Below are 12,243 nucleotides of genomic sequence, written 5' to 3'. Positions count from 1 at the left end.
CGCGGTTCAGTGCGCGCCCATCAGCAGCTCGATGTCGCCGCCGGCCGCAGTGGTGTTGACCGTCACGCAGGTTTCGCTGCAGAAGCGCGGCAGGTAGTTCGGGCCGCCGGCCTTGGGACCGGTGCCGGACAGGCCGTGGCCACCGAAGGGCTGGACGCCGACCACCGCGCCGATCATGTTGCGGTTGACGTAGACGTTGCCGACCTCGGCCTGGGCGGCGATGGCCTGGGCGCGGCTGTCGATCCGGGTCTGCACGCCGAGCGTGAGGCCATAGCCGAGCGCGTTGATCTGCTCGACCAGGGCCTCGACCTCGCCCTTCCAGCGCAGCACCTGCAGCACCGGGCCGAACACTTCCTCGCGCACCTCATCCAGCGAGGCCACCTCGAAGGCCACCGGTGCGATGCTGTTGGCCGGCGCATCGCCCGGCAAGGGCGTGCGGGCGATCAGGCGCGCGCGGCCTTCCAGCGCCCTGATCTGGCCCTGCAGGGTTTCGAAGGCCTGGGTGTCGATCACCGGGCCCAGGTCACTGGCCAGCAGCGCCGGATCGCCGAGGTCCAGCAGCGCCATCGCCCCGGACAGCATCTGCATCAGCGTCTCGGCGATCTGCTCGTGCACGCACAGCACGCGCAGGGCCGAGCAGCGCTGGCCGGCGCTGCGGAAGGTGCTCTGCACCACCGCATCGACGACCTGCTCGGGCAGGGCGGTGGAGTCGACGATCATGGCGTTGAGGCCGCCGGTCTCGGCGATCAGCGGCACGATCGGACCGTCCTTGTCGGCCAGCGTGCGCGAAATCGCCTTGGCCACCGCGGTCGAACCGGTGAAGGCGACCCCGGCGATCCTTGGATGCGCGACCAGCGCCGCGCCGGTGTCGCCGGCGCCGTAGACGCCGATCAGGGCATCGGTGGGCACCCCGCACTGGTGCAGCAGGGCGATCATCGCCGCGGCCACGCCCGGGGTCTGTTCGGCCGGCTTGGCGGCCACGGCATTGCCGGTGACCAGCGCGGCGACGAGCTGGCCGGTGAAGATGGCCAGCGGGAAGTTCCAGGGCGAAATGCACGCCCACACGCCGCGGCCGCCCAGCGCATAGGTGTTGCGCTCGCCGGTCACGCCCGGCAGCAGCTGTGGGCGCATCAGGTCGCGCGCCTGCAGGGCGTAGTAGCGGCAGAAGTCGGCCGCCTCGCGCACTTCGGACACCGCGTCGCTCCAGGTGCGATGGCCTTCGCGCACGATCAGCGCGCACCACTGGGCCAGGTCGCGTTCGAGCACGGCGGCGGCCTGCTCCAGCGCGGCGGCGCGGGTCTGGACCGCAGTGGCATTCCAGGCCTTCTGGCCGCGCGCCAGGGTCCGCACGAGCGCATCGATCTGCGCGGCCGGTGTCAGCGCCGGGGTGGGCAGTGCGGTGGCCGGATAGGCCGCCAGCAGCAGCTGGGCCATCGGCTCGCAGGCGAGATCGGTGCCGGCGGTGTTGCGGCGCTCGCCCAGGATGTCCAGCGGCAGGGTCACCGCGCTGACCGGTTCGATGTGCAGCGGCGAGCGCAGCAGCGCGCTGGCCGGCACCGATGGGTCGGCCAGCTGGTGGACGAAGGAGGAATTGGCCCCGTTCTCCAGCAGCCGCCGCACCAGGTAGGCCAGCAGATCCCTGTGCGGACCCACCGGCGCGTACACGCGCAGGCCCACCTGCGGATACTGCCGATGCACGGCTTCATGCACCGCCTCGCCCATGCCGTGCAGGCGCTGCAGTTCGAACGGCACCCCGGCCGCGCGCGCCAGGTGCAGCGCCGCGGCGATCGTTGCGGCGTTGTGGCCGGCGATCTGCGGGTAGATCGCATCGGGCATGGCCAGCATCGCCTGCACGCAGGCCAGATAGGACAGGTCGGTGTGGTGCCTGTGGGTGAACACCGGAAACGCGGCCAGGCCCAGCTCCTGGGCGCGCTTGATCTCGTAATCCCAGTAGGCGCCCTTGACCAGGCGCACCATGAAGCGGACCTTCAATGACCGGGCGATGCGCGCCACTTCCTCGATCGTCTCCAGGGCGCGGGTCTGGTAGGCCTGCACCGCCAGGCCGAAGCCGTTCCACTGCGGGTACTTGGCGGCGGTGCGCGCGGCCACCGCTTCCAGCACGTCCAGCGACAGCTCCAGGCGCTCGCTTTCCTCGGCATCGATGGTCAGGTTGAGGTCGGCCTGGGCGGCAGCTTCGGCCAGTGCGCACACCCGCGGCACCAGGTGCGCCATCACCTGGTCGTGCTGCACCGCTTCGTAGCGCGCATCGATGGCCGAGAGCTTGATCGAGATGCCGTCGGCCTGTTCCACCGGCACGCTGCGCTCGCGCGCGGCGGCCAGCGCGGCGATGGCCGCCTGGTACCTGTGCATGTACTGGAGCGCGTCGGCCTCGGTGCGCGCACCTTCGCCCAGCATGTCGTAGGAAAAACGCAGACCGTCGCGCGCCTTGCGCTGCTTGCGCGCGTCATCCAGCGCCTCATCCAGGGTCTGGCCCATGACGAACTGCCTGCCCATCAGCTGCACCGCGCGCACGGTCGCAGCGACCACGGCCTTGGCGCCCACGCGCGCGAAGAACCCGGCCTTGTGGCCGTCCTCGCCCAGCATCTTCTTGGACAGGCTGATGGCCTGGTTGGACAGGGTGGCCAGCCACGACTGCGAGGCGCCGGAAAAATCGGCGCGGCTCAGCTGGTCGGCAGTCAGGGCCATGGCGGTGTCGGCGTCGGGCACGCGCAGCAGCGCCTCGGCCAGGCGCATCAGGGCCAGGCCTTCGGCGCTGGACAGGGGGAATTCGCGCAGCAGGGTTTCCATGGCGAACGCCGAGGGCTTGCCGGCGCGGACCTGGTCGATCCAGCCGATCGCATCGATGCTGGCCAGGGCCCAGTCCAGGCCGTGCAACCGCTGCAGCAGGGGCGCGAGCACCTCGGCCTCCGGACGGTAAGGGATTGGCAACCGCATCAATGACCACCTGGCGCTGCATGCACGGGAGATATGCCATTCTCATCCCGCGCGCGCCGGATTTTTATCCGTTCACGGGCCTATGATCGGGATATGAGCCAACTCCCCGCCGCCCTGGACCGCACCGACCGCAGAATCCTCGCCCTGCTGCAACGCGACGGCCGGATCACCAACCTCAAGCTGGCCGAGGCGGTGCACCTGTCGCCCACCGCCACCCTGGAGCGGGTCAAGCGGCTGACCGCCGAGGGCTACATCCTTGGCTACCGCGCCCGGCTCGATCCGCAGAAGCTTGGCGCCGGGATGCTGGTGTTCGTGGAGATCCTGCTGGACCGGACCACGCCCAACATCCTGGAGCAATTCCAGGCCGCGATCCGGGGCCAGCCGGAAGTCATGGAATGCCACCTGGTGGCCGGCGGCTTCGACTACCTGATCAAGCTGCGCGCGGCCGACATGGCCGACTACCGCGCGCTGGCCGGCAGGATCCTGTGGCAGCTGCCCGGCGTGCGCGAGACCCGCACCTATGCAGTCATGGAAGAGGTCAAGAACAGCGCCGACCTGTACCTGGGCGTGTGACCGGTGGGAGCCGCTACAGCGGCGATGGGGCTTGACGGCGAGGCCCTTGGCCGCCATGGCCGTGGGAGCCGCTACAGCGGCGATGGGCCTCGACGGGAAAGCCCTGCGCCGCCATGGCCGTGGGAGCCGCTACAGCGGCGATGGGCCTCGACGGGAAAGCCCTTCGCCGCCATGGCGGCTCCCACCAAGAACGCCGTTGTGGTGCCTGGCGCGACTGCCTGGATCAGACCAGGGTCAGCACCACATCGACATTGCCGCGGGTGGCGTTGGAGTACGGGCAGACCTGGTGGGCGGTGTCGACCAGCTTCTGGGCGGTTTCGCGGTCCATGCCGGGCAGTTCGATCTTCAGTTCGACGGCGATGGTGAAGGCGCTGCCGGCCGGGCCGATCCCGACGTGGCTCTCGATGGCCACATCGTCGGGCACCTTGATGTTCTCGCGCGCACCGACGGCGCGCATCGCGCCGATGAAGCAGGCCGCATAGCCGATCGCGAACAGCTGCTCGGGATTGGTGCCCGGGCCGCCGGCGCCGCCCAGTTCCTTGGGCGTGGACAGCTGCAGGTCCAGCGGACCGCCCGGGGTGATGCCGCGGCCGTCGCGGCCGCCCTTGGCGATGGCGGTGGCGGTATAGAGGATCTTGTCAGGTTGCATCTCATGGCTCCTTGGTTTGTCAGCGATTGAATCGCGCACGATTTTTATGACGTGGCGCGAGGTGGGGAAGTGCAGGGGGTGGCTCAGGCGACGCGGCCCAGGTGGTCGCGCAGGTCTTCCAGCTGCGACTTGAGCTGCAGCAACGCCTCCGGCGGACAGGCCAGGGCGCAGGACAGGGCCTGCGGCACGGCGCTGGCGCGGCCACGCAGCGCCCGGCCAGCCTCGGTCAGGCCGATCTCCACCTGGCGCTCGTCACCGGTGGCGCGGGTGCGGGTCACCAGACCAGCGGCCTGCAGGCGCTTGAGCAGCGGGGTCAGGGTGGCCGAGTCCAGGAACAGCTTCTGGCCGATGGCCGACACGGTCTGGCCTTCCTGCTCCCACAGCACCAGCATCACCAGATACTGCGGATAGGTCAGGCCCAGCCCGGCCAGCAGGCCGCGGTAGGCGCGGGTCAATGCCAGGTTGGCCGAATACAGGGCGAAGCACAGCTGCTGGTCCAGGTGCAGCAGGTCGCGGGCCGGGGCGTCTTGGTCGGGCATGGGCAGCAATTTAAATCGCACGCGATGTAATTGCAAGCGATCGTGTCAGCAGCGTTCAGGCGCCACCAGCAAAGCCCTGCTGGCGCCAGGCCTCGAACACCATGATCGCCACCGTGTTGGACAGGTTGAGGCTGCGGTTGTCCGGCCGCATCGGCAGGCGCAGGCGCTGCGCCGGCGCCACTGACTCGAGCACCTCGGCCGGCAGGCCGCGGGTTTCCGGGCCGAACAGCAAGGCGTCGCCCGGAGCGTATTGGACCGCGTCGTAGCGGCGGGTGCCGCGCGTGCTCAGCGCAAACAACCGGATGGGCGCGATCGCGGCCAGGGCCGCGGGCAGGTCGTCGTGGACCTGCACGGCGGCGTACTCGTGGTAGTCCAGCCCGGCGCGCCGCAGCTGGCGGTCTTCGAGCTGGAACCCGAGCGGGCCGATCAGGTGCAGGCGCGCGCCGGTGTTGGCGCACAGCCGGATCACGTTGCCGGTGTTGGGCGGGATCTGGGGCTGGTAGAGCAGCACATCCAGCTGGAACGGCGCACTCATGCGGCGCAGGCTTCGCTGGCGGTGGCGGCGCGCAGTGCGGGGGAACGGTGCGGGTGCATGTGGGCGAAGGCAGGTCCTGGGCCCGGCAAGTCTAGAGGCCTGGCCGCTCCTGTTCCGTTGGCGGCCGCGGCGCGGTGGGGCGGCGCATGCCGTGCCCGCGTGCGACATGGTCCTAGGAGCCTGTCGGACTTTGGCCGGCCGGGCTGCAAAACCGGCTGTGCGGTCCATATTTCCGTCGCTTCTTGCCCCATAGAACCACGATGGGGCGGCGAATCGCCGAAAATCTGTCCTCGCGCAGCCGAATTTTCGCCTCGACCGCCAAAGCCCGACAGACTCCTAGCGGGCGGCGACGTCGCCGACCAGGGACCCGGCACCGGCGGCGAGCCGTGCATCCATCCGCTGGGCCTGGACCGCGATCTGGCCGGCCTGTTGCGACAGGTACCAGGCCAGGTCGCCGGCGGCCGGCCGGACGCTGACGGTGGCCAGGTCGACGATGCGCTCGGCAGCGCGTGCCGCCTGAAAGTAGACCAGGTCTGCCATGTCCGGGGCTACCTTCACCGCCGGCAGGTCCACCACGCGCTGTGCCTGGGTGGCGTGGAAATGGGCCAGGTCGGCCGGATCGGGACGGACGCTGACGGTGGCCAGGCCGACCACGTGGTTGACGGTCGGCGCCTGGGCCACGCCAGTCTGCGTGCGGGCATGGCGGGACAGGAGCCCGGCGCACACGACAACAAGCGTGGCGGCGGTCAGGGAAAGCAGGACGCTGCGGTTCATGGCTTTTATCCGTAGTGATGTCGTTGTGCGGTGTTGTAGTAACGTATAACACCAAATCATGAGCGGTCAAGCACGGCTTGCGGGTCATCCGCTTGCGTTCAGCGTTTGTTCAACGTATGGATTGGTGGGACGGGGCTTGTCCCCCCCTCATGCGGGGCGCGTGTCTATCGCAACGCCCTGTTTTTACTAAGAAGGCTTGAAGCCGACACCAGCAAGGGACCAAAACCCCGCCTTGCCCGCCTCAATCGCCCGTTTTGCATGACGAGACCGACCGCAAGTGCCCGGCCATGGCTTGTGGCCTAGTGAAAATCGGCCGGCCGGGGCCTAGCATCGCCGGGTCGTCCCTTCACCCGCCGCGGCATGCGCCGCACGGACACCGTAAAAAACAAGGAGCTTCAATGCGCACTTCGCCGCGTCCCCAGATCCGCCTGCTTGCTCTTGCCCTGTCCACCGCCCTGCTCGGTGGCGTGGCGTCCACCGCCGCGGCCCAGGCGCCCACGGCCGCCGCCGCGCCAGCCACCGCCCCGGCCAGGGTCGACATTCCCTACGAGCAGTTCACCCTGCCCAACGGCCTGCGCGTGCTCGTGCACACCGACCGCAAGGCGCCGATCGTGGCGGTCAACCTGTGGTACCACGTGGGCAGCAAGGACGAGCCGGCCGGCCGCAGCGGCTTTGCGCACCTGTTCGAGCACCTGATGTTCAACGGCAGCGAGAACGCGCCGGGCGAGTTCTTCGCCCCGTTCGAGCAGGCCGGTGCGACCGACATGAACGGCACCACCAACACCGACCGCACCAACTATTTCGCGAACATCCCCACCACCGCGCTGGACATGGCGCTGTGGATGGAATCGGACCGCATGGGCCACCTGCTCGGGGCGATCGACCAGAAGACCCTGGACGAGCAGCGCGGGGTGGTCCAGAACGAAAAGCGCCAGGGCGAGAACCAGCCCTACGGCCAGCTGCGCCAAGTGATCGCGCGCACCATGTACCCGGTGGGCCACCCCTACCACCACACCACGATCGGCTCGATGAACGATCTCGATGCCGCCTCGCTGGACGACGTCAAGACCTGGTTCAAGACCTGGTACGGCCCCAACAACACGGTGCTGGTGCTGGCCGGCGACATCGACCTGGCCACGGCCAGGGACAAGGTCACCCGGTACTTCGGCGATATCCCGGCCACCCCGACCATGGCCCAGCCCAAGGTCGACATCGCCGTGCTCAAGCAGGACGGCCGCACCGAACTGCAAGACAAGGTCCCGCAGGTGCTGGTCCAGCGCCTGTGGAACGTGCCGCAGGCCGGGACCCGCGACGCCGACCTGCTGGATCTGGTGTCCGACGTGCTCGGCGGCAGCGCCAGCTCGCGCCTGGACGCGCGCCTGGTCCATCAGGACCAGCTGGTCGACAGCGTCAGCACCGCCAACTACAACGCGCAGCTCAGTGGCAGCTTCTCGATCCGGGCCATGGTCAAGCAGGGCGTGGACCAGGCCCGGGTCGAGGCAGTCATCAATGAGGAACTGGCTCGCCTGATCACCGACGGCCCGACCGCCGAGGAACTGGAACGGGCCAAGACCAACTACCGGGCCGGCTTCATCCGCGGCATCGAACGCATCGGCGGCTTCGGTGGCAAGGCCGATGTGCTGGCCTCGTGTGCGACCTTCACCGGCGATCCGGGCTGCTTCCGCCAGTCGCTGGCCAACGTCGAGGGCGCCACCGTCGCCCAGGTGCGCGAGGCGGCGGCCAAGTGGCTGGGCAACCCCAGCCACACCTTCGTGGTCAAGCCCGGCGTGCGCCAGCCGCTGGCCGAAGAGCCTTCGGTCGAGCCGGCTGCGTTCAACCCGCCCAAGCCCGACCCCAGGTACACCACCCTGGCCAGTACCGTGGATCGCAAGGCCGGTGTTCCCAGGGTCGAGACCTTCCCGGACCTGAAGTTCCCGGCCCTGCAGCGGGCCACGCTGAAGAACGGCAGCACCGTGATCCTGGCCGAGCGCCACGAGATCCCGGTGGTGAACATCAGCTACGCCTTCGACGGCGGCTACGCCAGCGACCACGGCGGCAAGCTGGGCACGGCCGGTTTTGCCAACGCCATGCTCGACGAAGGGGCCGGCGAGCTGGGCTCGCTGGCCTTCAAGTCGCGCGCCGAGGAACTGGGCGCGGCGCTGGAGGCCGGCGCCTCGCTGGACGGCGCCACCGCCTCGCTGTCGGCGTTGAAGGAAAACCTGGATGCATCCGTTGGCCTGTTCTCGACCATGCTGCGCGCGCCGCGCTTCGAGCCTGCGGAGATCAACCGGGTCAAGGCGCAGTGGATCGCCGGCATCGCCCAGGAGAAGGCGCGTCCGCAGACCGCCGCGCTGCGCGTGCTGCCGCCGCTGCTGTATGGCCAAGCCCATCCCTACGGCATTCCCTTCACCGGCACCGGCACCGAGCAGGCGATCGGCTCGCTGGATCGCCAGGACCTGCTGAACTACCAGCGCCAGTGGCTGCGTCCGGAGCAAGCCACGGTGATCGTGGTCGGCGACACCACCCTGTCCCAGGTCGTGCCGGTGCTGGACAAGTACTTCGGTGACTGGAAGGGCCAGGGCCAGGCCAAGGCCGGCGTGGCGATCCCCGAGGCCAGGCGCCCGGCCGCGCCGCGGGTGTTCCTGATCGACCAGCCCGGCGCGGTGCAGGCCAACATCTATGCCGGCCAGCTGGTGCCTTCCAGCAAGGACCCGGGCGCGGTCCAGCTGGAGATGAGCAACGAGGTGCTGGGCGGCTCGTTCACCTCGCGCATGAACATGAACCTGCGCGAGGACAAGCACTGGTCCTATGGCGCCCGTACGCTGCTCACCGGCGCGCTGGGCCAGCGTCCGTTCCTGTCGGTGGCCCCGGTCCAGATCGACAAGACCGCCGAATCGGTGGCCGAGATGCAGCGCGAGATCGGCGACTACGCCAGCGGCAGGAAGCCGGCCACCCAGGCCGAGATCGACAAGGTCGTGGCCAACGAACTGCGCAGCCAGCCCGGCGCCTATGAAACCGCCGCGGCGGTGATGAGCACCATCGGCGACATCGTGCGCTACGGCCGCCCGGACAACTGGGTGCAGGTCCGCAACGCGCAGGTCGAGGCCTTCACCCCCGAACAGGCCAACGCCGCCGCCAGGAGCATCGACCCCAACGCGCTGACCTGGGTGGTGGTGGGCGACCTGTCCAGGATCCAGGCCCCGATCGAAGCGTTGAAACTGGGGCAGGTGAAGGTGATCGACGCCGATGGCAAGCCGGTCGCCGCGGCCGCCACCGGTGCCAGGCCAGCCAAATAGCCTTCCCGCCGCCGCAACTGAAGGCCCCGGCCCGCCGCGCGCGTGCCGGGGCTTTTTCATGGACCGACCCGCGTGAGGGGGCCTTCCTCGTTCATCGGCACTGCGGCACCATGCGGGCCTTCCCGCCGCATCCCCTGCACCGGAGCCTTTCATGCGCCTGATCGTCCTTGCCGCCCTGCTGCCCGTCCTGTCCGCCTGCACCTGGGTGGAACTGTCTCCGCAGGCCAACGCGATCAAGGTCGTTCCGGCCGGCCGCCCCAGCAGCTGCCAGAAACTGGGCGAAGTGGCGGTCTCGGTGAAGGACAGGGTGGCCTTCTACCAGCGCAACGACGTCAAGGTGCGCGACGAGCTGGAAACCCTGGCCCGCAACGAGGCGCTGACCCTGCAGGCCGACACGATCCAGCCCATGGGCGAGCCGGTGGACGGCGAACAACGCTTCGGCGCCTACCGCTGCCGCTGAGCCGGTTGGCCGCATTTGGTCACGATGCTGGCCCGTAGCGCGACGTAGCCGGCGACCAGGCCGGCGTTGCGCGCCGCGTCAAAGATGCGGCGACCCCCGGAAACGGCTAACCTTGGTGCCCCTTCGCCTGAACCTGGGCACCCGTCCAATGCTTTTCCAGAACGTCTCCATCGCGGGACTGGCGCATGTCGATGCGCCGCACACGCTGACCTCCACCGAAATCAACGTCCGCCTGCAGCCGACCTTCGACCGGCTGGGAATCAAGACCGACGTGCTCAATGACGTCGCCGGCATCCATGCCCGTCGCCTGTGGGACGACGAGACCCAGGCTTCGGATGCGGCCACCATGGCCGCGCGCAAGGCGCTGGACGATGCCGGCATCACCATCGACAAGATCGGCCTGCTGATCAACACCTCGGTCAGCCGCGACTTCCTGGAGCCGTCCACCGCCTCGATCGTCTCGGGCAACCTGGGCGTGAGCGACCACTGCGTGGCCTTCGACGTGGCCAATGCGTGCCTGGCCTTCATCAATGGCATGGACATTGCCGCGCGCATGCTCGAGCACGGCGAGATCGACTACGCCCTGGTGGTCGATGGCGAGACCGCCAACCTGGTGTACGAAAAGACCCTGGAGCGCATGACCTCGCCCACCGTGACCGAGGCCGAGTTCCGCGGCGAGCTGGCCGCCCTGACCTTGGGCTGTGGCGCGGCGGCGATGGTGATGGCGCGCCGCGAGCTGGTGCCCAACGCGCCGGTCTACAAGGGCGGCGTGACCCGCTCGGCCACCGAGTGGAACAAGCTGTGCCGCGGCAACCTGGACCGCATGGTCACCGATACCAAGCTGCTGCTGATCGAGGGCATCAAGCTGGCGCAGAAGACCTTCGTGGCCGCCAGGCAGGCCATGGGCTGGGCGGTGGACGAGCTGGACCAGTTCGTGATCCACCAGGTCAGCCTGCCGCACACCGCCGCGTTCGTGAAGTCCTTCGGCATCGACCCGAAGAAGGTCATGACCATCTTCGGCGAGCACGGCAACATCGGCCCGGCCTCGGTGCCGATCGTGCTGAGCAAGCTCAAGGAACTGGGCCGCCTGAAGAAGGGCGACCGCATCGCCCTGCTGGGCATTGGCTCGGGCCTGAACTGCTCGATGGCCGAGGTGGTGTGGTGAGCGGTCTGCTTGAATCGGCGCCGGATTTTCCTTGCGCCGACTCAATCGCCCTTTAAGAAAAAGATGATGTATAAATTTCCTTACAGGCGCAATTGCGGACCGTAAGGAACATTCGATGTCCCGCCAGACCACTGGGCATTACGTCTCCGGCTCCCTTGCCGGAAGCCGCTACCGGGCCTTCATCCCCGATCCACTGCCGCCCCGGCCGCCCCTGGATTTCACCATGGCCGAGCTGCTCTCGCGCAAGGAGCGCGCCGACCAGGCCTTGGGCCGCCTGGATGGCATCACCCTGATGCTGCCCGACCCGGAGCTGTTTCTTTACCAGTACGTGCGCAAGGAAGCCTTGCTGTCCTCGCAGATCGAAGGCACCCAGTCCTCGCTCTCGGATCTGCTGCTGTTCGAGATGGACGCCGCGCCAGGGGTGCCCATCGACGATGTCGAGGAAGTGTCCAACTACGTCGCAGCGCTCAACCATGGCCTGCGCCGGATGCGCCAGGACGACTTCCCGCTGTCGTTGCGCCTGATCCGCGAGATGCATGCCCTGCTCCTGCAGGGCGGGCGCGGAGCCAGCAGGCAGCCGGGGCAATTCCGCAAGGGCCAGGTGTGGGTTGGCGGCGCATCGCCGGCGCTGGCGCACTTCGTGCCGCCGCCGCCCGATGCCCTGCCTGCCGCACTGTCTGCACTCGAGCAATTCCTGCACATGCCGCCTGGCCAGATGCCGTCCCTGGTCAAGGCTGCGCTGGCCCACGTGCAGTTTGAGACCCTCCATCCTTTCAGCGACGGCAATGGCCGGCTGGGGCGTTTGCTGATCACCTTGATCCTGTGCAACGAAGGCGTGCTGCGCGAGCCCAGCCTGTATCTGAGTCTCTACTTCAAGCGCCGCCGCGCCGACTACTACGAGCGCCTCGATGCAGTCCGGGTGAGCGGTGACTGGGAAGGGTGGCTGGGCTTTTTCCTGGATGGGGTGGCCGAAACCGCGCAGCAGGCGGTGGACACCGCACAGCGCCTGTTGTCGCTGTTGGCCCGCGACCGCGCCCGCATCGCGGCCCTGGGCCAGCGTGCCGGCAACGTTGGCCTGGTGTTCGAACAGTTCGCCCGGCGCGTGGTGCTGACGGTGCCGCAGATCGCCCCACATCTGGCGCTGAGCGCACCCACCATCCGCGCCGCGGTGCGCACCCTGGAAACGCTGGAAATCGTCAACGAACTCACCGGCCAGCAGCGCCACCGCGTGTTCGCCTACCAGGCCTACCTCGACATCCTCAGCGAAGGCGCGCAGCCACTGTGAAAAGGACTTCCG

Annotated in this window: 10 protein-coding genes; 5 read left to right on the top strand and 5 right to left on the bottom strand. The window is 68.7% G+C overall.

The features are described from left to right. Positions 1-6 precede the first annotated feature (6 nt). On the bottom strand, positions 7-2,955 hold the full coding sequence (locus DSC_RS14325) for an L-glutamate gamma-semialdehyde dehydrogenase (protein WP_014161917.1): 2,949 nt from the start codon (positions 2,953-2,955) through the stop codon (positions 7-9). A gap of 93 nt (positions 2,956-3,048) precedes the next feature. Between DSC_RS14325 and DSC_RS14320 the strand changes: the two genes are divergently transcribed. Continuing rightward, complete coding sequence (locus DSC_RS14320; protein WP_014161916.1) at positions 3,049-3,528, top strand: Lrp/AsnC ligand binding domain-containing protein; 480 nt, start codon at positions 3,049-3,051, stop codon at positions 3,526-3,528. A 223-nt stretch (positions 3,529-3,751) separates the two neighbouring features. On the opposite strand, the gene DSC_RS14315 is transcribed toward DSC_RS14320, so the two are convergent. The 4 genes from DSC_RS14315 to DSC_RS14300 form a co-directional block, all read right to left on the bottom strand. After that, positions 3,752-4,177 carry an organic hydroperoxide resistance protein gene (locus DSC_RS14315; RefSeq protein ID WP_014161915.1) on the bottom strand — a complete coding sequence of 142 codons (426 nt, stop codon included), beginning with the start codon at positions 4,175-4,177 and terminating at the stop codon, positions 3,752-3,754. Between the two features lie 83 nt (positions 4,178-4,260). Then, on the bottom strand, positions 4,261-4,716 hold the full coding sequence (locus tag DSC_RS14310) for a MarR family winged helix-turn-helix transcriptional regulator (protein ID WP_014161914.1): 456 nt from the start codon (positions 4,714-4,716) through the stop codon (positions 4,261-4,263). Between the two features lie 55 nt (positions 4,717-4,771). Further along, the gene (locus tag DSC_RS14305) at positions 4,772-5,251 is read right to left on the bottom strand and encodes a tRNA (cytidine(34)-2'-O)-methyltransferase (protein ID WP_014161913.1); all 480 of its coding nucleotides are present in this window, start codon (positions 5,249-5,251) and stop codon (positions 4,772-4,774) included. A gap of 336 nt (positions 5,252-5,587) precedes the next feature. Continuing rightward, positions 5,588-6,025 (bottom strand): hypothetical protein, encoded by a 438-nt coding sequence (locus DSC_RS14300; protein WP_014161912.1) that lies wholly within the window; start codon positions 6,023-6,025, stop codon positions 5,588-5,590. Positions 6,026-6,423: 398 nt separating this feature from the next. Between DSC_RS14300 and DSC_RS14295 the strand changes: the two genes are divergently transcribed. The 4 genes from DSC_RS14295 to DSC_RS14280 all read left to right on the top strand — a co-directional run bounded on the left by DSC_RS14295 (position 6,424) and on the right by DSC_RS14280 (position 12,231). Then, the gene (locus tag DSC_RS14295; protein WP_014161911.1) at positions 6,424-9,321 is read left to right on the top strand and encodes a M16 family metallopeptidase; all 2,898 of its coding nucleotides are present in this window, start codon (positions 6,424-6,426) and stop codon (positions 9,319-9,321) included. A 151-nt stretch (positions 9,322-9,472) separates the two neighbouring features. Further along, positions 9,473-9,781 (top strand): DUF4156 domain-containing protein, encoded by a 309-nt coding sequence (locus tag DSC_RS14290; RefSeq protein ID WP_014161910.1) that lies wholly within the window; start codon positions 9,473-9,475, stop codon positions 9,779-9,781. 148 nt (positions 9,782-9,929) lie between these two features. Then, positions 9,930-10,946, top strand: coding sequence for a 3-oxoacyl-ACP synthase III (locus tag DSC_RS14285; RefSeq protein ID WP_014161909.1), 1,017 nt, complete (start codon positions 9,930-9,932; stop codon positions 10,944-10,946). A gap of 115 nt (positions 10,947-11,061) precedes the next feature. After that, positions 11,062-12,231 carry a Fic family protein gene (locus tag DSC_RS14280; RefSeq protein ID WP_014161908.1) on the top strand — a complete coding sequence of 390 codons (1,170 nt, stop codon included), beginning with the start codon at positions 11,062-11,064 and terminating at the stop codon, positions 12,229-12,231. Positions 12,232-12,243 lie beyond the last annotated feature (12 nt).

Source organism: Pseudoxanthomonas spadix BD-a59, assembly GCF_000233915.3.
Lineage (GTDB): Bacteria > Pseudomonadota > Gammaproteobacteria > Xanthomonadales > Xanthomonadaceae > Pseudoxanthomonas_A > Pseudoxanthomonas_A spadix.
The sequence above is the reverse complement of the archived record's forward strand: the minus strand, read 5'-3'. Positions and strand labels throughout refer to the sequence as shown.